General features: G+C 42.7%; 23 protein-coding genes and 1 pseudogene. 19 read left to right on the forward strand and 5 right to left on the reverse strand.

Annotated elements, in window-relative coordinates:
- Positions 1-12: 12 nt before the first annotated feature.
- The 3 genes from ispG to CVV77_RS00380 form a co-directional block, all read right to left on the reverse strand.
- Positions 13-1,146 (reverse strand): flavodoxin-dependent (E)-4-hydroxy-3-methylbut-2-enyl-diphosphate synthase, encoded by a 1,134-nt coding sequence (gene ispG / locus CVV77_RS00370; RefSeq protein ID WP_080010835.1) that lies wholly within the window; start codon positions 1,144-1,146, stop codon positions 13-15.
- Positions 1,147-1,267: 121 nt separating this feature from the next.
- Positions 1,268-1,567: a LysM peptidoglycan-binding domain-containing protein gene (locus CVV77_RS00375; RefSeq protein WP_100274382.1), complete on the reverse strand. Its 300-nt coding sequence runs from the start codon at positions 1,565-1,567 to the stop codon at positions 1,268-1,270.
- 94 nt (positions 1,568-1,661) lie between these two features.
- On the reverse strand, positions 1,662-2,423 hold the full coding sequence (locus CVV77_RS00380) for a DUF1189 domain-containing protein (protein WP_019258910.1): 762 nt from the start codon (positions 2,421-2,423) through the stop codon (positions 1,662-1,664).
- 110 nt (positions 2,424-2,533) lie between these two features.
- Here CVV77_RS00380 and CVV77_RS00385 point away from each other — a divergent pair, with 110 nt between their 5' ends.
- The 9 genes from CVV77_RS00385 to pstB (CVV77_RS00425) all read left to right on the forward strand — a co-directional run bounded on the left by CVV77_RS00385 (position 2,534) and on the right by pstB (CVV77_RS00425) (position 12,033).
- On the forward strand, positions 2,534-3,016 hold the full coding sequence (locus CVV77_RS00385) for a DUF456 domain-containing protein (RefSeq protein WP_003237020.1): 483 nt from the start codon (positions 2,534-2,536) through the stop codon (positions 3,014-3,016).
- 179 nt (positions 3,017-3,195) lie between these two features.
- Positions 3,196-3,804 carry a superoxide dismutase SodA gene (sodA, locus tag CVV77_RS00390; protein ID WP_003237019.1) on the forward strand — a complete coding sequence of 203 codons (609 nt, stop codon included), beginning with the start codon at positions 3,196-3,198 and terminating at the stop codon, positions 3,802-3,804.
- A 107-nt stretch (positions 3,805-3,911) separates the two neighbouring features.
- Complete coding sequence (locus CVV77_RS00395; protein WP_100274383.1) at positions 3,912-5,204, forward strand: MFS transporter; 1,293 nt, start codon at positions 3,912-3,914, stop codon at positions 5,202-5,204.
- Positions 5,205-5,317: 113 nt separating this feature from the next.
- Positions 5,318-7,471 (forward strand): penicillin-binding protein 2A, encoded by a 2,154-nt coding sequence (pbpA, locus tag CVV77_RS00400; protein WP_100274384.1) that lies wholly within the window; start codon positions 5,318-5,320, stop codon positions 7,469-7,471.
- Positions 7,472-7,625: 154 nt separating this feature from the next.
- Entirely contained in the window at positions 7,626-8,528 is a 903-nt protein-coding gene (locus tag CVV77_RS00405) for a phosphate ABC transporter substrate-binding protein (protein WP_100274385.1), read from the forward strand.
- Between the two features lie 68 nt (positions 8,529-8,596).
- Complete coding sequence (gene pstC / locus CVV77_RS00410; protein WP_019258908.1) at positions 8,597-9,526, forward strand: phosphate ABC transporter permease subunit PstC; 930 nt, start codon at positions 8,597-8,599, stop codon at positions 9,524-9,526.
- Complete coding sequence (pstA, locus tag CVV77_RS00415) at positions 9,526-10,410, forward strand: phosphate ABC transporter permease PstA (RefSeq protein WP_003237008.1); 885 nt, start codon at positions 9,526-9,528, stop codon at positions 10,408-10,410. The genes pstC and pstA overlap by 1 nt, the downstream gene beginning before the upstream one ends.
- 20 nt (positions 10,411-10,430) lie before the next feature.
- On the forward strand, positions 10,431-11,240 hold the full coding sequence (gene pstB / locus CVV77_RS00420) for a phosphate ABC transporter ATP-binding protein PstB (protein ID WP_060399033.1): 810 nt from the start codon (positions 10,431-10,433) through the stop codon (positions 11,238-11,240).
- Positions 11,241-11,250: 10 nt separating this feature from the next.
- Positions 11,251-12,033 carry a phosphate ABC transporter ATP-binding protein PstB gene (gene pstB, locus CVV77_RS00425; protein ID WP_060399032.1) on the forward strand — a complete coding sequence of 261 codons (783 nt, stop codon included), beginning with the start codon at positions 11,251-11,253 and terminating at the stop codon, positions 12,031-12,033.
- Between the two features lie 30 nt (positions 12,034-12,063).
- Here pstB (CVV77_RS00425) and CVV77_RS00430 read toward each other — a convergent pair whose 3' ends face one another.
- Both CVV77_RS00430 and CVV77_RS00435 read right to left on the reverse strand, forming a co-directional pair.
- Positions 12,064-12,528: an endolytic transglycosylase MltG gene (locus CVV77_RS00430; RefSeq protein WP_100274386.1), complete on the reverse strand. Its 465-nt coding sequence runs from the start codon at positions 12,526-12,528 to the stop codon at positions 12,064-12,066.
- Complete coding sequence (locus CVV77_RS00435) at positions 12,525-12,878, reverse strand: hypothetical protein (protein ID WP_003226272.1); 354 nt, start codon at positions 12,876-12,878, stop codon at positions 12,525-12,527. Before CVV77_RS00435 ends, CVV77_RS00430 begins: the two co-directional genes overlap by 4 nt.
- Positions 12,879-13,057: 179 nt before the next feature.
- Here CVV77_RS00435 and CVV77_RS00440 point away from each other — a divergent pair, with 179 nt between their 5' ends.
- The 10 genes and pseudogenes from CVV77_RS00440 (at position 13,058) to CVV77_RS00485 (ending at position 21,885) form a co-directional block, all read left to right on the forward strand.
- Positions 13,058-13,528, forward strand: coding sequence for a hypothetical protein (locus tag CVV77_RS00440; RefSeq protein WP_100274387.1), 471 nt, complete (start codon positions 13,058-13,060; stop codon positions 13,526-13,528).
- Positions 13,525-14,604: a glycosyltransferase family 4 protein gene (locus CVV77_RS00445; protein WP_100274388.1), complete on the forward strand. Its 1,080-nt coding sequence runs from the start codon at positions 13,525-13,527 to the stop codon at positions 14,602-14,604. Before CVV77_RS00440 ends, CVV77_RS00445 begins: the two co-directional genes overlap by 4 nt.
- Before the next feature lie 83 nt (positions 14,605-14,687).
- Entirely contained in the window at positions 14,688-14,837 is a 150-nt protein-coding gene (gene rpmG, locus CVV77_RS00450; RefSeq protein WP_003153056.1) for a 50S ribosomal protein L33, read from the forward strand.
- An 84-nt stretch (positions 14,838-14,921) separates the two neighbouring features.
- Positions 14,922-15,485 carry a 5-formyltetrahydrofolate cyclo-ligase gene (locus CVV77_RS00455; protein WP_019258902.1) on the forward strand — a complete coding sequence of 188 codons (564 nt, stop codon included), beginning with the start codon at positions 14,922-14,924 and terminating at the stop codon, positions 15,483-15,485.
- A gap of 64 nt (positions 15,486-15,549) precedes the next feature.
- Positions 15,550-15,723, forward strand: a complete 174-nt coding sequence (locus CVV77_RS00460; protein ID WP_003236997.1) for a hypothetical protein — start codon at positions 15,550-15,552, stop codon at positions 15,721-15,723.
- A gap of 88 nt (positions 15,724-15,811) precedes the next feature.
- Positions 15,812-17,335 carry a rhomboid protease YqgP gene (gene yqgP, locus CVV77_RS00465; protein ID WP_100274389.1) on the forward strand — a complete coding sequence of 508 codons (1,524 nt, stop codon included), beginning with the start codon at positions 15,812-15,814 and terminating at the stop codon, positions 17,333-17,335.
- Positions 17,336-17,448: 113 nt separating this feature from the next.
- A pseudogene (locus CVV77_RS00470) lies at positions 17,449-17,665 on the forward strand (YqgQ family protein).
- A gap of 10 nt (positions 17,666-17,675) precedes the next feature.
- Positions 17,676-18,641: a glucose kinase GlcK gene (gene glcK / locus CVV77_RS00475; protein ID WP_003236990.1), complete on the forward strand. Its 966-nt coding sequence runs from the start codon at positions 17,676-17,678 to the stop codon at positions 18,639-18,641.
- Positions 18,642-18,756: 115 nt separating this feature from the next.
- A complete protein-coding gene (locus CVV77_RS00480; RefSeq protein WP_100274390.1) occupies positions 18,757-20,673 on the forward strand; it encodes an LTA synthase family protein in 1,917 nt (638 codons plus the stop codon).
- Between the two features lie 81 nt (positions 20,674-20,754).
- Complete coding sequence (locus CVV77_RS00485; RefSeq protein ID WP_100274391.1) at positions 20,755-21,885, forward strand: M14 family metallopeptidase; 1,131 nt, start codon at positions 20,755-20,757, stop codon at positions 21,883-21,885.
- The last annotated feature ends 5 nt before the right edge of the window (positions 21,886-21,890 follow it).

The following is a 21,890-nucleotide window of genomic DNA, read 5'->3' on the forward strand; positions in this document are numbered from 1 at the left end:
GACGGGTTCCCGTCAAGCTTTTTGTGTTTCTTCTTTTAGTTTTGCTTTTTCAGCTTCAAGCTTTGCGTAGTGTTCCTCAGCAAGAATGTCGATTTCTTTCTTGAGTTCCTCTACCATTGTTTCCTCTGGAACCTTACGGACAATTTTCCCTTTCCGGAACAACAGTCCTTCACCACGTGCTCCGGCGATTCCGATATCAGCTTCTCTCGCTTCACCAGGTCCGTTTACTGCACAGCCGAGAACAGCGACTTTAATCGGCGCTTTCACCTTAGAAATGTATTCTTCCACTTCATTGGCGATGCTGATCAAATCAATCTCAATACGGCCGCAAGTCGGACATGAGATGAGTGTGGCAGCATTGGAGGCTAAGCCGAAAGATTTCAGAAGCTCCCTTGCTACTTTTACTTCTTCCACAGGATCTGCACTTAATGAAATACGCATGGTGTTCCCGATGCCCTTGCTTAAAATCGCGCCGAGTCCTGCTGCGCTCTTTACTGTGCCGGCAAACAGTGTTCCTGACTCAGTGATCCCAAGATGCAGAGGGTAGTCAAATGCTTTCGCTGCTTTTTCATAAGCCTCGATCGCAAGGTTGACGTCAGATGCCTTCATGCTGACAATAATATCGTGAAAATCAAGATCTTCAAGAATTTTAATGTGATGAAGTGCGCTCTCTACCATTCCGTCGGCTGTCGGATAACCGTATTTTTCTAAAATCCGTTTTTCAAGGGAACCAGCGTTTACTCCGATTCTGATCGGAATCCCTTTTTCTTTCGCTGCTTTAACGACCGCTTCGACTTTTTCACGGCGGCCGATGTTGCCTGGGTTAATTCGGATTTTATCTGCGCCGCCTTCAATGGCTTTTAACGCAAGTTTATAATCGAAATGTATGTCAACAACGAGCGGAATGGAAATGCGTTTTTTAATATCCGCAATGGCATTTGCCGCCCGTTCATCAGGACATGCTACCCGGACGATTTGGCATCCGGCTTCAGCCAGACGGTTAATTTCCGCAACCGTTGCTTCTACATCATGTGTTTTTGTTGTTGTCATGCTTTGGATGACAACTTCATTGTTGCCGCCTATTGTTAAAGGTCCCACTTTGACGGGACGCGTTTTTGTACGATGTGTGATTTCACTCACTTGCAATCGCTCCTTAATTGTAGTTGCCGCTTCTAGATATAACAATTCTAGTATGGTTTATGTGAATTTATTTTACAAATTACATTGTAACAGTGTCTTCGCCGAACTGACAAGAAATTAACGTTAATTAAGGGTAGACCGGGAATTTGTACGTTGTTCCCGATTGAATGGCGTTGGCTTTCACATTCGGATTCAGTGCTTCAAAATCCTTTACAATGTCGTCAGGAGAACCTGCTGGTCCAACAATTGACATAACGGTGTCACCCGGCTTTACCTTCACCGTTTTATACGCAGGTTCCTGTACAGCCGTTTTTGCTGATGCTTCATAGACAGGGAGGTCCTGGATGGGGATCGTTCCAATTTTAAGATCATAAAAAAGAATAAAAAGAATAAAAACAATGCTGCATACAAAAGTGAGACGCTTCATCGCTTTTCCTCCCGCATACGAAATTTTATACTATAGTATGCTTGTCCATTTCGATTCATGACAAAAGAAAAGAGACTGCGAAGGCAGTCTCAGATTATGCAGCAGCTTTTTTGGACGGGATCTCTTTCAAAACAAGAAACAGGATGACAAAGTTGACGAACCAGTTCAGTAAAAATTCACTTGGAACTGTTGCTTCTAATGCCCGCATGATCGTAAAGAACACAGTCGAAAGGGTGATCGAATAGGCAGAAAGCTTCCAAAGCTGATGGTAGGACAGATGCTTTTTCTGTGCATTCTTAATGATTACCCCGATAAGCGCTAAGAATGATACTTCAATAAATTTTCCTGCGGCTGTTACGAGAAAAATGAGAAATGAAAGAACAGTTGTGATCATCGTTTTATTTTGGTTTAAACCCGCAATCACATCTTTTTTTGTTAAATCTGACGGCATCATTGAGTAAGGCATTTCTTGGGCTTGTCCGTCAATGGCCAAAACAAATTTGTCCTGAAGGATGCCGATCGCGTTTTGCTTTGCTTCGATTTGTTTAGTGCCGTAGGCGTCTGTCGGATCAAACACGATAACGAAGCCATTTGCCTGTGATTCCGTGGCTTTTTTTTCATCGGTTTGAAGTTTGCCGTTTGAAATTTTGAAATCAGGGAAATCTTTGTGTAAAACAGTTTTAAAGCCGTTCATTGATTTGACGGTCCCTGAGCTTACATAATAAGCGGTAGGAATTGCAAAAAGGACAGAGAGCAAAAATACATAAAGAATCGCTTTTCCGATTCCTTGAAATCTTGTTTTTGCAATATCACGGGGAGAGTATGTACTTTTGATGAAAAGCTGAAATACATTCACTATCTTCACTTCCTAGCTATACTAATATATGTTGCTTATTGTATCGTTGCCTGCGTGTGAATACAAGGAAGACATGAAGAAGATAGATGTAAAAAGGGAGGATGGATTTTATGGATATGTTGTATTGGCTGGTGATTGCGGCGGTATTTATCATCGCTTTTATAGGGCTGGTGTATCCCGTTATTCCGAGCGTAGTATTTATCGTTGCCGGCTTTGTGTTGTACGGATTTTTGTTTTCGTTCAGTCCGTATTCATATATGTTCTGGCTCGTTGAAGCTGTTTTTGCCGCAGTATTATTCGCCGCGGATTACGTGTCTAATCTGCTTGGAGTAAAAAGGTTTGGCGGAAGCAAAGCCGCCATATGGGGAAGCACGATCGGTTTATTAATCGGGCCTTTCGTCATTCCGGTTGCGGGGATCATATTAGGGCCGTTTATCGGGGCTGTTTGTGCAGAACTTATCGTTCATCAAAAGGACTTAAAGTCAGCGTTTAAAATTGGTCTCGGCTCACTCATCGGCTTTTTAACAGGGGTGATTGCAAAGGGCATCATACAGCTTTTGATGATCGGATATTTTTTATGGACGGTCCTATAAGAATTGCGGGCGGCAGGTTTAATGGGGCGGATTATCGGTTAAAGTGAAATATGTCCGCTGAAATGAGCCAAAATGTGAGCATTTTCATTGATTACACAGCGTTCTTTTGTTACATTGAATGAAGAAAGGCTCGCTGTGAAGCGGCATTTCAGTACATATATATTAAGGAGGAATTTATCATGGCTTACGAACTTCCAGAATTACCTTATGCGTACGATGCTTTAGAACCGCATATTGATAAGGAAACTATGACTATTCACCATACGAAACACCACAACACATACGTTACAAATTTAAACAAAGCGGTTGAAGGAAACACGGCTCTTGCAAACAAATCAGTTGAAGAGCTTGTTGCAGATCTTAATTCTGTTCCTGAAAACATCCGCACTGCAGTCCGCAACAATGGCGGCGGACACGCGAACCACAAATTGTTCTGGACACTTTTATCTCCAAACGGCGGAGGCGAGCCGACTGGCGCGCTTGCTGAAGAGATCAACAGTGTATTTGGAAGCTTTGACAAATTCAAAGAGCAATTCGCAGCTGCAGCAGCTGGACGCTTCGGTTCTGGCTGGGCATGGCTTGTTGTGAACAACGGTAAACTTGAAATCACAAGCACACCAAACCAAGATTCTCCGCTTTCTGAAGGCAAAACGCCTATCTTAGGACTTGACGTTTGGGAGCATGCTTACTACCTTAACTACCAAAACCGCCGTCCTGATTACATTTCAGCTTTCTGGAAAGTTGTGAACTGGGACGAAGTGGCTCGTCTATACAGCGAAGCAAAATAATGACACAAGCAAGGTCCTCAATAGGGGGGCCTTGTTTTTTTCTGTCTTCTTTTTACATATCTCGGTTTGAGTGAGACAGACTAAGGGATAGTAAAGGGGAGTCAGTAATGAGCAAACTAAAAAAAGTAATTGGCGATGTAGACGTAAACAAAGGGTTACTCTTTCTGCTGACCATTGGTGGGCTTTATTCGCTGGGAATTGCATTGTCCAATACATTTGTTAATGTGTACCTTTGGAAGCAGTCAGGGAAATTTATTGATTTAGCGGTATATAATTTATCCATTGTGACAATGCAGCCGTTAACCTTTTATTTGGCTGGACGGTTAGCCAAAAAAATAGACAGGGTGTTCATTTTAAGGTTCGGCGTCATTTTTTTAGCTGCTTTTTATTTAAGTGTACTTTTAGCAGGAGAAACGGCGGCCAGCCGACTCGTGCTGATCGGCGCGGTGCTCGGAGTGGGCTATGGCTTTTATTGGCTAGCGTTTAACGTGCTGACCTTTGAAATAACAGAGCCGGAGACGCGAGACTTTTTCAACGGATTTATGGGCATTCTGTCTTCCTCTGCAGGGATGATCGGTCCGATTGTAGCGGGATTTGTTATCTCAAGGCTTGAAAATAATACGGGTTACACAGTAATTTTCAGTCTCTCCCTCAGTTTATTTGCCTTGGCTGTCGTGATGAGCTTTTTTTTAAAACGGAGAGAATCAAAGGGCCGTTTTATGCTGAGCAAGGTATTTGGAGAGCGCCATAGCAATATGAATTGGCGGAGAATTACGAATGCGCATTTTTTTCAAGGCTTGAGAGAAGGGATTTTTGTCTTCTTAATCAGTGTATTTGTATTTATTGAGACAAACAGCGAACTGGCCCTCGGCACATTCGGCCTTGTCAACTCAGCTGTTTCCTTCTTTGCCTACTACTTTGCATCCAGGCTGATTAAGAAAAAGGCCAGAAAAAAATCAATCTTGTTGGGCGGCCTTATTCTGTATGGCGCGCTGTTTTTGATTCTGTTTCATATGAGCTTTACGACATTATTGACGTACGGCGTTTTTATTGCTATCGGCTATCCTCTTTTGCTCGTGCCATATGTATCACTTACATATGATGTGATAGGCCGGGCGCGGCATGCCAGAAAAGCAAGAATTGAATATATCGTGCTGAGGGAATTGTTTTTAAACGCCGGCAGGATTGTCTCCATTTTATGCTTTCTCTTGATTGTGGCCCTTCTGAAAGAGGATGTGGGAATTCCTTTGTCACTCGCTATATTGGGCATAGGACATCCGCTGATTTATTACTTTGTCAAGGATATCCGTTTTAAGGAGAAAGAAGAGGAAAATGAAACCATGGAAGAAGACGGCCAAAAACGGGTAACTGAACCGAATCTTTTAAAAGGCGAAAGATAATTTTTTGTCAAAAAGGGGTTATCTGTAGAAAAAAGTCGAAAAAACCTTTAGAATGAAAACTGGCACTCTTACTTGAGTGTCTTTTCTTTCTGTAAATAGAAAAAGGTGATGTTATGAGGAGAAATAAACCAAAAAAGCAAAATCATAAAGAGAAAAAGAAGTCGCTTCCGATCCGGCTGAATATTTTATTCTTGGCTGCCTTTGTCATATTCACCTGGATCATTGTGGAATTAGGCATCAAGCAGATCGTACAAGGCGATGATTACAAAAACCAAGCCAATCAGCAGGAACAAAGTGAAGTCAGCTCGGCGGTGCCGCGCGGAAAAATCTATGATCGAAACTTTAATGCCATCGTGACAAATAAGGCTTTAAATGCAATCACATACACCAGATCTAAATCGACCACGCAAGACCAGCGTTTAAAGATCGCAAAAAAGCTGTCTGATATGATTAAAGTTGATACAAAAAAAGTAACAGAACGGGATAAAAAGGATTATTGGATTTTAACTAGGCCGAAAGAAGCCAAAAAGTTGATTACCGCTAAAGAAAGAAAGCAGGTTGAAGACAAAACATTATCCGATGACGATTTATATCAGCTCCAGCTAAAACGAATTACTGATAAGCAGCTGAATGAACTGACGGATAAAGACATGCAGATCCTTGCCATCAAAAGACAGATGGATTCAGGATATGCATTGACCCCTCAATATATCAAAAATGAAGATGTATCTGCGAAGGAAATGGCAGTCGTAAGTGAACATTTAGACGAACTGCCGGGTGTTGATGTCACGTCCGATTGGGAACGTGAATATCCGTATAAAAACCTTCTTCGCTCAGTGCTCGGAAGTGTTTCCAGCTCTGATGAAGGATTGCCGTCCAACTTGCTCGAGCATTATCTGTCGCTTGGCTACAGCCGAAATGACAGGGTCGGAAAAAGTTATCTGGAATACCAATATGAAAGCCTTCTGCAGGGGCAAAAAGCAAAGGTGGAAAATATCACAGATTCCAACGGCAATGTCACGGGAACGAAAACCGTTTCTGAAGGGAAAGCCGGTAAAGATCTCGTGCTTACGATTGATATTGATTTGCAAAAATCAGTGGAAAAAATTATTGAGAAGAATCTCAAATCTGCTAAAGCAAGACCAAGCACTGAATTGTTAGACCGGGCATTTGTTGTCATGATGGACCCAAGAAACGGTGAAGTACTGACAATGGCAGGGAAGCAGATTAAACAAGAAAATGGAAAATATAAAGTTGATGATTACGCGTTAGGAAATATGACGTCATCTTATGCCATGGGATCGGCTGTCAAAGGTGCAACCGTTCTGACAGGCTTGCAAACCGGCGCCATCAACCTGAATACAGTTTTTCAGGATGAACCATTGTATATTGGTAGCCAGGATAAAAACGGTAAAAAATCGTGGACAACTTTAGGACCTGTTAATATTCAAAGAGCCTTAGAGCAGTCTTCCAACGTATTTATGTTTAAAACTGCGATCGCAATCGGAAAAGGTGAATATAAACCGCATCAAGCTTTACCGATTGATACAACGGCCTTTGATACATTCCGGAATTACTTCAGCCAATTTGGATTGGGTGTAAAAACGGGAATTGATCTTCCGAATGAAATGACAGGCTATAAAGGAACAAGCAGATTGACGGGATTCTTGCTTGACTATGCGATCGGCCAGTACGATACGTATACACCGCTGGAACTGGCACAATATGTATCAACGATTGCAAACGGAGGCTACCGCTTGAAGCCTCAGCTTGTGAAAGAAGTCAGGGATTCTGATCCTGAAAAAGGAATCGGTGCTGTCGTGCAATCCGTTCAGCCGGAAGTGCTGAATAAAGTCGACATGAAAAGTGAGTATATCAAAGAAGTTCAAGCCGGATTTAGACGAGTGGCGACGAAGGGGACAGCTGCCAGCCAACTTGCTTCAGCGTCTTATCAACCAGCGGCTAAAACAGGGACAGCGCAATCATTCTATGACGGGCCAGATAAATCAAAAACAGGAACTGCGGCTTATAATACGACACTTGTCGCTTATGCGCCGGCAGATAATCCTGAGATCGCTATCTCTGTTGTAGTTCCTTGGGCTTATGTTGATTACAGCGCTAAATATACTATTACAAACGAAATCGGCAGAGAGGTATTGGATAAATATTTTGAGCTGAAATCGAAGCAGGACAAAGAAGATACTCAGCAAAAGAATAAAGACAAAATCGAAGAAAATGCAGAAAACGCAACGTCTTCTGATAACTAAAAAGAAAAGCCCACATCATGTGGGCGTTTTTTTTATACAAAAAAATGCACTGATTTACAAAACCTTAACATTCGATTCAAACCCTTTTTACATAGAACCTTTACTCTATACGTGTAGGACAAATTACACATTATACGCAGGGGGAATTCAGGAAATGAAAAAAAACAAATTGGTGCTTATGCTTCTGATGGCTGCTTTTATGATCATTGCAGCTGCATGCGGAAATGCAGGAGAAAGTGAAAAATCGAATAGCGATTCTGCAAAAGGAGAAGGAAAGGCATCAGGTTCTTTAACCATTTCTGGTTCATCGGCTATGCAGCCATTAGTACTTGCAGCCGCAGAAAAATTTATGGAAGAAAACCCTGATGCTGATATACAGGTGCAAGCTGGCGGTTCTGGAACAGGGCTTTCTCAAGTCTCTGAAGGAGCTGTTCAGATCGGGAATTCAGACGTTTTTGCTGAAGAAAAAGAAGGTATCGATGCAAAAGCGCTTGTCGATCATCAAGTCGCAGTCGTTGGTATGGCAGCAGCTGTAAACCCTGATGCTGGTGTGAAGGATATTTCTAAAGATGAATTGGAAAAAATCTTCACTGGTAAAATCAAAAACTGGAAAGAGCTTGGCGGCAAAGACCATAAGATTACACTTGTAAACCGTCCTGATTCTTCTGGCACACGTGCTACATTTGTGAAATATGCGCTTGACGGAGAAGAACCTGCAGAAGGCATTACTGAAGATTCCTCCAACACTGTGAAAAAAATCATTGCTGATACTCCGGGAGCGATTGGATATCTTGCATTCTCATATTTAACAGATGACAAAGTAACTGCTCTATCTATTGATGGTGTAAAACCTGAAGCAAAAAATGTGACAACTGGCGAGTATCCGATCTGGGCTTATCAACATTCTTATACAAAAGGTGAAGCGACAGATTTAGCTAAAGAATTTCTAGATTATCTAAAGAGTGAAGACATTCAAAAAAGCATTGTTACTGACCAAGGCTACATTCCGGTTACTGATATGAAAGTGACACGCGATGCCAACGGGAAGCAAAGCTGATCTTAATAAAAAGAGGAGTGCGGGGACAACCGTTTCTCCTCTTAACACATTCATAGGAGTGTAAAACAATGATAAACAATAGAGAAAATATGTCTGTGAGCGAGCGTTTAATCAGCTCAAGGCAAAATCGGCAATTGGATGAAGTTCGGGGAAGAATGATTGTGACAGCTTGTGCGCTTATTATGATTGCGGCATCTGTTGCGATCACCATTTTCCTCGGCGTTAAGGGGCTGCAATCTTTTCTTGTAAATGGTGTAAGCCCAATTGAATTCTTAACGAGTCTAAATTGGAACCCTACAGATGCTGATCCGAAATATGGTGTGCTGCCATTTATTTTTGGATCATTTGCAGTAACGATTCTTTCTGCCCTCATTGCTGCGCCGCTTGGCATTGCAGGTGCGATTTTTATGACAGAAATTGCGCCGAATTGGGGAAAGAAAGTGCTGCAGCCGGTGATTGAGCTTTTAGTCGGCATTCCATCTGTTGTTTATGGATTCATAGGTCTTACAGTATTGGTGCCGTTTATCGCCCATTTCAAATCGAGCGGGACAGGGCACAGTTTATTGGCGGGAACGATTGTCCTTTCCGTCATGATTCTGCCGACCATCACATCGATCTCTGCAGATGCAATGGCTTCTCTTCCGAAGAGTTTAAGAGAAGGTTCTTACGCGCTTGGTGCGACAAGATGGCAGACGATCAGAAAAGTACTTGTGCCTGCAGCTTTTCCAACATTAATGACAGCTGTTGTACTTGGTATGGCACGGGCGTTTGGTGAAGCTTTGGCTGTTCAGATGGTCATTGGAAATACAAGAGTATTGCCGGAAAGCCTGTTTGACACTGCTGGAACACTGACAACGATCATCACACTGAATATGGGCCACACCACATACGGCAGCGTTGAAAATAATACGCTTTGGTCAATGGGGCTAGTGCTTCTGGTGATGTCATTCTTGTTCATCCTGCTTATTCGCTACTTGTCATCTAGGAGGAAAGTGTAATGAACCGCAAAATAACAGATAAACTGGCGACTGGAATGTTTGGTTTGTGTGCAGCCATTATCGCTGCAATTCTAGTAGGCTTGTTTTCCTATATTATTATCAACGGTGTTTCTCAGCTCAGCTTCGACTTTATTTCAACAAAATCGAGTGCCATTGCAGCTGGAGGAGGAATACGTGACCAGCTGTTTAATTCCTTTTATATCTTGTTTATTACCATGCTGATTACAATCCCGCTCGGTGTGGGTGGCGGAGTGTTCATGGCTGAGTACGCGCCTAATAACAAAGTGACTGATTTCATCAGAACATGTATAGAGGTGCTTTCGTCTCTTCCGTCTATTGTCATTGGGATGTTTGGATTACTGATGTTTGTCAACTTAACAGGCTGGGGATATACGATCATAGGCGGTGCGCTTGCGTTAACTGTTTTTAACCTTCCTGTCATGGTGCGTGTGACAGAAGACGCGATCCGTACAGTCCCTAAAGATCTGAAGGAAGCATCTCTCGCTTTAGGTGTTTCACGCTGGCATACCGTAAAAACAGTTTTAATTCCAAGTGCGATCCCTTCTATCATCACAGGAGCAATTTTGGCGTCAGGAAGGGTGTTCGGGGAAGCGGCGGCACTATTATTTACAGCCGGTCTGACAACGCCACGTCTTAATTTTACAGAGTGGAACCCGTTTTCTGAAACATCGCCGCTTAATATTTTCAGGCCCGCTGAAACACTGGCGGTGCACATTTGGAACGTAAATACGCAAGGAATGATTCCGGATGCTGAAGCGATTGCCAACGGAGGTTCTGCGGTGCTGGTGATTTCTGTTCTTGTGTTTAATCTTGCAGCGAGATGGCTTGGCACGATGATCTACAAAAAGCTTACGGCAAATTAGAACGGAAAGAGGCGAAAAACATGTCTGAACAAATGGTAAAAGAAAAGCCTGAGCGTGCTGTTTTCGTTCCGAAGCAGCACCACGTGCTTGAAGTGAAAGATCTGTCTATATTTTACGGAAATAAACAAGCGGTTCATCACGTGAATATGGATATTGAAAAGAACGCGGTGACCGCTTTGATTGGGCCGTCAGGATGCGGAAAATCTACTTTTTTGAGAAACATTAACCGAATGAATGATTTAATTCCTTCTGCAAGAGCTGAAGGTGAAATCCTTTATGAAGGACTAAATATACTGGGCAGCAATATTAACGTTGTCAGCTTAAGAAGAGAAATCGGAATGGTTTTCCAAAAACCGAATCCATTTCCGAAATCGATCTATGCCAATATCACACATGCATTGAAATATGCCGGAGAGCGGAATAAAGCCGTTTTAGATGAGATTGTGGAAGAAAGCTTAACAAAAGCAGCGCTCTGGGATGAGGTGAAGGACCGTTTGCATTCATCTGCACTCTCATTATCAGGCGGCCAGCAGCAGCGTTTATGCATCGCGAGAACGCTTGCGATGAAGCCGGCTGTTCTTCTGCTGGATGAACCAGCTTCAGCGCTTGATCCGATTTCAAATGCAAAAATAGAAGAATTAATTACAGAATTGAAAAGCGAATACTCGATTATTATTGTCACGCACAATATGCAGCAGGCTCTGCGGGTTTCTGACCGGACGGCGTTCTTTTTAAACGGCGAGCTTGTAGAATACGGACAGACTGAACAGATTTTTACAAGTCCGAAGCAGCAAAAAACAGAGGATTATATTAACGGGAAATTCGGATAGGAGGGCGGCAATGAGTATTGCTACCGAAGCTGTAATGAAACAGGAAGTTTATCAAGTCAATGGAATGAACTTATGGTATGGCCAGCATCATGCCTTAAAAAATATCAATTTGAGCATTCATGAAAACGAGGTCACGGCAATCATCGGGCCATCAGGATGCGGGAAATCAACCTTCATCAAAACATTGAATTTAATGATTCAAATGACGCCAAATGTAAAGCTTGCAGGTGAGCTGAACTATAACGGCAGCAACATTTTAAAGGATAAAGTGGATATCGTGGATTTACGAAAAAATATCGGCATGGTATTCCAAAAAGGGAACCCGTTTCCGCAATCCATTTTTGATAATGTCGCTTACGGACCGAGAGTCCACGGCACCAAAAATAAAAAGAAGCTTCAAGACATTGTGGAAAAGTCATTAAAAGATGTGGCGTTATGGGATGAAGTGAAGGATCGTTTGCATTCATCCGCCCTTTCGTTATCAGGCGGCCAGCAGCAGCGTCTTTGTATCGCCAGAGCGCTAGCGACAAATCCTGATATTTTGCTGATGGATGAACCGACATCTGCACTGGATCCAATCTCAACGAGAAAAATTGAAGAACTCATTCTTGAGCTGAAAAATAAATATACCATTGTAATCGTCACGCATAACATGCAGCAGGCAGCAAGGGTTTCTGATCAAACCGCCTTTTTCTACATGGGCGAGCTTGTTGAATGCGACAATACCAATAAAATGTTCTCAAACCCGCAGGATCAAAGAACTCTCGATTACATTACAGGAAAGTTTGGGTAAATAAAAACAGGCTGACAGTCAGCCTGTTTTTTATCGTGTTAACGTTTTTACGATCTTTTTGAAGCTCATGTCTGATTTTACTTTAAACTCGCCGGCGCGGATTTCTTTGTGATAGCCGGCATCAATGACATAGTCGTTAAAGTCTTGAGCCGAGGAGATGATGCCTTCTTTTTCAAGAATATCTGATACATCTGCAGTGCTCATGCCATCTTTAATGGTGAGCTTGTACGTTTTTACTTTGTCTGTTTTCGTGCCTGAGCTGTTGTCATTGCTCAAGGATTTCTCTTTTGAGTCTAGAAGTTTTTGATATTCATCACGGTTAACAGAAACCATTTTTTTAGAATCAAGGTAATTGTTCACGTCTTGTTCGGTTACTGTTTTACTTTCTTTTACAGCAGCGGCCTGATCTTCGTCTGTCAGATAAAAAACAGCTGCGAGAACGGCCGTTGCTAAAATAATGCCGCCAGCAAATGCCTGAATGCCCCGTTTTGTCATACGAGCACCTTCTCGTTATCTTTGATAATCGTATTTACGTCTTCTACTGATACATGCTCAGCTTTAGCAATCGCTTCAGCGGACATGCCGTTATTATATTTAGAAAGTATTTGTTTGGCGATCTTTTGATTGATGTCGCTATGCTTTGATTTGCGGATGACAAGGTTTGTTTCCAGCAATTCTTCTTCAAGCACTGTCATTTTCTTTTTGAGCTTGTAAATTTCCTGCATCGCAGAAAGCTGCAGTGTTTCGAGCTCCTGTTCTACATCTTTCATCGGATCTCTTTGAGAATATGAGAATGCAATTAGCGCTATACTGACGATAAACAACGCAATAATAGCAATTTCCACGTTTCATCACCTTCTATTCTTTTTTTATCCTTCTTTTTTATACCATAAAACCAATGGATTCTAAAGGAATTCGCGAAAAAAACGAGATTTTGTCGAGAAATCTTTCTTTGCTTCCTCTCTATGTAATGGTTTAATAGGGACACCGAGTGAACGATAGGAAAGGAGAATGGTAGGAGTCTATGGATAAACACCCATTTCTCTATAATATACGACATAGGCTTTCTTTTTTTAGGGACACATTCGACATGATTATTCAAAACGCTCACACCTTGACCGTACGCTGGGAGATCTCAGAAGAAACAATGCGGCTGGCTGAAGCGGTGCTTTTCGAAAAAACGCAGGATATGATAAAAGAATTGCGCATTGTCATTAAAAGAAAAGGCATCGAAGCTGTCAGGATGAAACGCACAACATATGATAAAGGGGAATGGACGATTGGACAGGCGGCTGGTGATGCTGTCTATCGGGCTGAGTACAGAATCGTTAATTCTATGAATGTGACGCTCAAGCTCGCCGGTACAGAGGACATCTATCTTGCGGAAAATGGGGTTAGCGATATAAACAGCTTTCAGGTTGAGGGCGGGCACACCAGATGGGAGAAGCAATTTTCTGCTTACACCTGTTATGGGAGAGGGGAAAAAGAACGATGAACGTTCTCATGCTGACTCTCGAACATCCTCATGAGCCGAAAAGCGGGCTCGGGGTCCATTTAAACCGTCTCATTTCCTATTTAAAACTGCATATCAACATAACGGTTTGCACTCCAAGCAGGAAGCTGTTTTCATATGCGCAGTTTGAAGATTTCATAGCTGATGCCAACTTTGCAATGGTTCAGCATATGTTATCCTGCAATGAACGCTTTGATCTGATTCATGTCCATGACGACATGACAGCCCCTGCTGCTTATTATTTGAAACAACAGCTTGGTCTTCCGCTTGCTGCGACAATCCATGGTCTTGAAAGCGAAAGGAAGAAGGCGTGCCAAGAAGCACCGCATCCATACCGACTGCAGACCGAACGGCTCCTTATAGAATCCGCTGATGAACTGATTGTATTAAGCACTTTTATGAAACGGTCTCTTGATAAGACAGCAGGTAAAAAAATATCCGTTATCCCGAGCCCTGCATCTATGGAAGAAGAAAAGGGGAAAATACCGAGGGGAATGAATAGAAGGTTCCTATTTTCGTTTGGAAGGTTTGTTCCGGAAAAAGGGTTTTCTCAGCTGTTAAAGGTATTTGCTATCTTGAGGCAGCGTCAGCCTGACCTGCATTTGGTGCTGGCTGGGGAAGGGCCGTCTTTGTCCTCCTACGAGAAATTGGCTGAGGCATTGAACTTGAAGGAATGTATCATGTTCCTGCCGTTTTTGCACAGAAGAGACATCAGAGCGTTTCTGTCTCACTGTGAAATGGCTGTATTCCCTAGTTTTTATGAGCCGTTTGGGCTTGCCGCGCAAGAAAGCATGGAACAAGGTGTGCTGACTGCTGTCTCTCCATCGGGCGGTTTTTGTGACTATGCGGTTCATGACAAAACGGCAATCACCGTTGATTTTACGCGTGCAGAGGAAGCAGCTGTTCTGCTGGACAGGTTATTAAAAGACCGGGAAAAAGCATGCCGGATAAAAGATGCCGGCAGACAACAAGTGATCAAACTTCACCATCCCCGGCTCATTACGGAATCATATTTGAAGCTTTATAAGCGTATCATCAATAATTCAGTAATTCATTGAAAAACAGCCTAGCTTTCCGTCCATTATAGTGGTATTATATATAAGTCTGAATAAGTAAATGATTTTAGTTTGGAGGGAAAATAATGCGCGTTAATATTACTTTGGCTTGCACTGAATGTGGTGAGCGTAACTATATTTCTAAAAAGAACAAACGCAACAATCCAGACCGCGTTGAATTTAAAAAATATTGCCCACGTGATAAAAAATCTACGTTACACCGTGAAACAAAATAACAGCCTAGCTGTTTGAGGTGTAAGAAAAAAGCCAGAGCTTTGAAAAAGGTTCTGGCTTTTTTTCTATTCCGAGGGGGATGAGAGATGAAATCACAATTAAGAAAAAAGACGATGGAGGCACTATCTGCTGTATCAAGTGAAGATCTTCTTCAAAAAACAGCACGTATGTACAAGCATTTGTTTTCACTGCCGGAGTGGCAAAATGCCAGCTCCATTGCCGTCACCATCTCCAGAGGGCTGGAAATACCGACGCGCCCCGTCATTGAGCAGGCTTGGGAAGAAGGGAAACAAGTTTGTATTCCAAAATGTGACCCGGACACGAAGAAAATGCAATTTCGCACCTATCAGACGGATGATCAGCTCGAAACCGTTTACGCCGGACTTCTTGAACCGGTGATTGAAAAAACAAAAGAAGTGAAACGATCGCAAATTGACTTGATGATCGTTCCGGGTGTTTGTTTTGATACTGATGGGTTTAGGATCGGCTTTGGCGGCGGCTATTATGACCGTTATTTAAGCGATTATAAAGGGAAGACAGTCTCTTTGCTTTTGGAGTGCCAGCTGTTCGCACACGTGCCCCGTCTGCCGCATGACATCCCAGTACATAAGCTGATAACAGAGGATCGGATCATGTCTTGTTTTTCATAACTCCTGCTCATTATTTAAGAATAAATAAGAAAGAATGACAAACCCTATTGGCAGGAGGGATAAGATGAAAAAACTTATGATTTATGCCATTTTTGCTGTTTCTGCCGTCATGTTTTATCAAAATCGCTACCGTCTTATGAATACCGTACTCAGCCAGCCGGGTATCAGGAGGTCTTTTATCCATTTCTTTTTAAGAATTCCGTTTATCCGTAATAAGTTTATACAGCAAGCTTTCTAAAATCCCGTGAAAAACGGGATTTTTTGCTTTCAGTAGGCGTTCGGAGCGCCAGCTGTTATAATGAAAAAAAACCATTGGAGCGGTAAACATGTATTTGTTGGAGTATACATATTGGAAAACTGCGGCGCACCTAGTGAATAGCGGGTATGGCGTCATACAAGCCGGTGAGTCAGGTGAGATATGGCTGGAAGCACCGGACAAGTCTTCTTATGATCTGGTTCGCCTTTATAAACATGATATTGATTTCCGGCAAGAAATGGCAAGAGATATCGAAGAGCAGGCTGAACGAGTAGAACAAGTCAGAAAGCAACTTGGCAGACGCAAGATGAAGCTGCTCAATGTATTTTTTTCAGCGGAAGCCCCTGTTGATGACTGGGAAGAGATCGCCGAAAAGCCTTTTGAGAAGGGACCGGTCTCAGTTGAGCCGGCGATCGTGAGGGGAACGATGCTTCGTGATGACCTTCAAGCTGTTTTCCCATCATTTCGTGCAGAAGAATGTACAGAAGCCCGCGATTCGTTTGAAGACGCGCAAATGGCGAGAGAACGCTTCCTTTCGCTTGTACTAAAACAAGAAGAACAGAGAAAAAATGAAGCGGCGGTTTTTCAAAACGGAAAACCAATTTTTACATATGTATTCATCGCGCTTCAGGTCTTAATGTTTTTCTTGCTTGAACTAAACGGGGGCAGCACAAATACGCAGACGCTGGTCGCTTTTGGGGCAAAGGAAAACAGTCTGATTGCAGCCGGAGAATGGTGGCGGCTCCTGACTCCGATCGTGCTTCACATTGGCATAGCGCATTTAGCTTTTAATACGCTTGCTTTATGGTCGGTTGGTACAGCAGTTGAGCGGATGTACGGCTCGGGCAGATTTCTGCTGATTTATCTGGCGGCTGGCATTACGGGTTCAATCGCGAGCTTTGTGTTCAGCCCGTATCCTTCAGCGGGCGCTTCAGGAGCCATATTTGGATGCTTAGGCGCATTGCTGTATGTAGCTTTGTCAAATCGGAAAATGTTTTTAAGAACCATTGGAACCAATATTATTGTCATTATTATCATTAATCTTGGCTTCGGTTTTGCGGTTTCGAATATTGATAACTCTGGACATATTGGCGGCTTGATTGGCGGCTTTTTCGCAGCTGCCGCACTTGGATTGCCCAAAACCGGAGCCTTTGGAAAAAGATTGTTGTCAGCGGTTTTGCTGATTGCTTTGGCAGCCGGGTTTTTATATTACGGATTGCATTCGCCTTCCCGCCAGGAGTCAGCGCTGATTCAGCAGGCAAACGAGCTGTATCAGGAAGGAAAGTATGAAGAAGTAACGGAATTGCTGAACGGAGAAGCGGAGCAAAAAGATGCCTCAGCCGATCTTTTGAAAATCCTGGCTGTCTCTGATATTCAAATCGGTGAATATGATCAGGCGATTTCCCTTTTGGAAAGAGCTGTGGAAAAAGAACCTAAAGACCATGCCTCATATTACTATTTAGCCTTGCTGTATGCGGAAAAAAATGAGCTTGGTCAAGCAGAAGAGGCTATCAAGTCGGCTGTAAAACTTAAGCCGAAGGAGCAGCGGTACAAAGAGCTTCAGCAGCAGATTGGAAATAATAAAGAATCATAGGAAGCGGAATATGCCTAAGGAGGGAGGCTGGCTTTTTTGTCAGCGTTTTCTTCTTGACTGGCCGCTTCCATATGAATACGCTTAAATAGTTAAGATTAAGAATGGTGAGGAAAATGAATACATTATATGATGTGCAGCAGCTGTTAAAAACGTTTGGCCACATTGTTTACTTTGGAGACAGAGAACTTGAAATTGAGTTTATGCTCGATGAATTAAAGGAATTATACATGAACCACATGATTGAGAAGGAGCAGTGGGCCAAAGCGGCAGCTGTCCTTCGAAAAGAATTGGAACAAACAAAAAAACGGAAGAGATATATGTAAAGGCTAGGGTGATAAAAATGGACGAGATATGGTTTGCGGGCATTGATCTGGGAGGAACGACGATTAAACTCGCTTTTATTAATCAATATGGTGAAATTCAGCATAAGTGGGAAGTCCCGACTGATAAAACCGGCGACACCATTACCGTTACAATTGCAAAAACAATTGACAGCAAGCTGGATGAGCTGCAAAAACCGAAGCATATCATCAAATACATCGGAATGGGCGCACCAGGCCCTGTAGATATGGCGGCAGGAGTCGTTTATGAAACGGTAAATCTGGGGTGGAAAAACTATGCTTTAAAGAACCATCTGGAGACAGAAACCGGCATCCCGGCTGTTATAGAAAACGACGCGAATATTGCTGCGCTCGGTGAAATGTGGAAGGGAGCGGGTGACGGCGCGAAAGACGTCATTCTCGTGACGCTTGGCACAGGAGTTGGCGGCGGCATTATTGTAAATGGTGAAATTGTACATGGCATAAATGGCGCCGGCGGGGAAATCGGCCATATTTGCAGCATTCCTGAAGGCGGGGCACCGTGCAACTGCGGCAAAACGGGCTGTATCGAAACGATTGCGTCGGCAACCGGAATTGTAAGAATTGCAAAAGAGAAAATAGCAAATGCTAGGCAGACGACACGTTTAAAAGCAACTGAACAATTGTCAGCACGGGATGTATTTGAAGCAGCGGGTGAAAATGACGAAATGGCCCTTGAAGTGGTGGATTATGTAGCCAAGCACCTTGGTTTGGTGCTCGGAAATTTGGCAAGCTCGCTTAACCCGTCAAAAATCGTTATTGGCGGCGGCGTATCGAAAGCCGGCGAACTGCTGAGATCAAAAGTCGAGAAAACATTCCGCAAATGCGCGTTTCCGCGGGCAGCCGAAGCTGCTGATATTTCAATTGCAGCACTTGGAAATGATGCCGGCGTTATCGGAGGCGCTTGGATCGCTAAAAACGAATGGCTGAAACACCAAAATTGTTAAAATTGTGTAAATGAAATTGATTTTTTGTTATGTTCAGGTTAAGATTTAATTTGATGTGTTAATGAGAATGTTGGGAATAGACTGATTTTTTGAGCGTGCTGCATAGGAGGTTGAAATGCGAAAAACGTTTTTTTCGAAGATTTCATTTATGCTGATTGCGATTTTATTGATGTGGCTGAAAACGTATGCTGTTTATAAAACCAGTTTTCATATTAAAATTGACAATCTAACGCAGGAATTTATTTTGTTTATCAACCCATTGAGCTTTTTGCTGCTCATCTTTGGCTTCAGCCTGTTTTTAAAAGGCAAAAACAGAAATCGCTACATTATCGCGATGAGCTGTCTTGTCACGTTTGTATTGCTGGCTAATATGGTTTTTTACCGTTTTTACAATGATTTCTTAACGATCCCTGTTCTTTTTCAAACGAGCAATATGGGTGATCTAGGCAGCAGCATAGGAACACTTCTTGAGCCGACAGACCTCCTATTGGCTGTAGATATTGCGGTATTACTATGGCTTCACATCCGGCAAAAAGCTTTCCAATCGGACATTCCTTCCACGAAAAATGAACGGGCGGCATATTTTCTGTTCGTTGCTTCTGTTTATTTCTTCAACCTGGGCTTGTCTGAGGCGGAAAGACCTCAGCTATTGACACGCTCATTTGACAGGGAAATGCTTGTTAAAAATATCAGCCTGTTTAATTTTCATATTTACGACGGTGTTCTTCAGTCAAAGCAGTCCGCACAAAGGGCATTGGCTGACAGCAACAGCCTGACGGAAATTGAAAACTACGTAACCGCTAATGCGAAAGATGCCAACAAAAGCTTATTCGGCGCTGCAAAAGGAAGGAACGTCATACTCGTATCCTTAGAATCAACGCAAAGCTTTGTGGTCAATGAAAAGGTGAATGGAGAAGAAATCACGCCTTTTCTGAATGACTTTATAAAAAAGAGCTACAACTTTAATAATGTTTACCACCAAACCGGCCAGGGGAAAACATCAGATTCTGAATTTATCGTGGACAATTCACTGTATCCGCTTGGACGAGGCGCCGTGTTTTTTACAAATGCGGGCAACCAATACATGGCGACACCCGAGATTTTGAAAAACAACGGTTACTATTCAGCTGTGCTTCATGCTAATAATAAAAGTTTTTGGAATCGGGATTTAATGTACGACTCTTTTGGATATGATTCGTTTTTTGATATTAACTCCTATGAAGTAACTGACAAAAATTCAGTCGGCTGGGGACTGAAGGATAAAGAATTTTTTGAGCAATCTTCAGAGCTGATGAAAAATCTGCCTCAGCCGTTTTATTCGAGGCTGATCACTCTTACGAACCACTTCCCGTTTGATCTTGATGAAGAGGATAAATTGATTGATGAATACGATTCAAGCAGCCAGACACTAAACAAATATTTCCCGACAGTGCGCTATCAGGATGAGGCGCTGAAACGGTTTATCGAAAAGCTGAAAGAAGACGGGTTATACGACAACTCTATTATCGTATTATACGGTGACCATTATGGTATATCGGAAAACCATAATGAAGCGATGGGGCAATTTTTAGGAAAAGAGATTACACCATTTGAAGAAGTTCAGCTCCAAAAAGTGCCGCTTGTCATTCATATTCCCGGTATTACCGATAAAAAACCTCAAACCTTTGAAACAGTAGGCGGGCAAATTGACATCAGGCCGACGCTGATGAACCTTTTAGGGATTGATACGAAAGATCAAATTCAATTCGGAAACGATCTACTTTCAGATGAAAAACTTGACTTTACGGTGCTCCGGGACGGGAGCTTTATCACTGATCAGGTCGTATATACTGACGGTGCTTGTTATGATAAAGAGACCGGACAGCCGTTAAAAGAGGCAAAACAATGTGAAGCATTTGCTGATAAAGCGAAACAGGAGCTATTACTTTCTGATGAAATCATATATGGAGATTTGTTACGATTTTATGATCAGAAAAGGCTGGACAATTCGTCAAAACGAAATGAAAAACAAATGCTTGATCAGGCATCGTAATCACAAAGCCTCCCGCATCAAAGTAGCGGGAGGCTTTCTTTTTTTAAACACGCTGTCATATAGTAACAAAAAAGGGGGATGATGATGGCGTTTATTACGGTGAAGCCTGAGATCAAGCACAATTTGGCCAGAGTGGCGAGAGAGCTGAAGATAGATGAGGAGCTGCTTAGAAGTGCAAATCGCTCCGCACAAAAACATCAATTGTTTTGTCCTGGTTATGTTATAGAAGAACATAACGATAAGGAGCTTCAAACCATTCAGGACATAAAGAGCTTTTTACAGCCTCGCCGGCTGGACCTTTCTGATAACTGGGTGGAGCAAGAAAAAGTCTATGATTTTTCAGCTGTAGAAAAGGAAGTAAAGAAGATCATTGATGTGTTTCCATTTGTCTCATGCCGGGAAATCGGCCGTTCTGTACTCGGCAGGCCGATCTGGGAGCTGAAGGCTGGTGGAGAGCATACCGCAAAAAAGGTCCATATGAACGCCTCATTTCATGCGAATGAGTGGATTACAACATCTGTCCTGCTAAAATGGTTTAAGGAATACTGTATGTCATTATGCTGCAACTCGCCTTTCTTCGGCTTTTCTCCCATGAAGCTGTTCAGCAGCACATCCTTGTCTCTCGTTCCTCTTGTCAATCCGGATGGCGTTGATCTTGTCTTGAACGGATCAGAAGGCATGGGAGCCTGGAAAGAAGAGCTTGAAAGGCTAAATGATCATCGTCCGAATTTTAATGAATGGAAGGCAAACATAAACGGGGTCGATTTAAATAAACAATTTCCGTCGTTATGGGAAATTGAAAAATACCGCAAACCGGCAGCACCCAGCTACCGTGATTTTCCGGGAATCTCTCCGCTTACGGAGCCGGAATCCATTGCGATGTACCGGCTGATAACGGTGAATCCGCCTGACAGACTGCTGGCCCTCCATACACAGGGGGAAGAAATTTATTGGGGCTATAAAGGCCTTGAGCCTGAAGAATCTGCTGCTGTCATAAAGGATTTTGAGAAGTTAAGCGGGAACATTTATAAAGGAGTAAGGGATATTGACAGCTATGCGGGATTTCGCGATTGGTTTATTCACCATTATTTTAAAGAAGGGTATACGGTGGAACTTGGAAAAGGTCAAAACCCTTTGCCGTTTAAGCAGTTTACACATATTTATAACGCGACAAACGGCATTTTATGGAGGGCGTTATTTTTTCATGAGTAACTGAA

Origin of the sequence: Bacillus sp. SN1 (assembly GCF_002796895.1) — a bacterium.
Lineage (GTDB): Bacteria > Bacillota > Bacilli > Bacillales > Bacillaceae > Bacillus > Bacillus inaquosorum.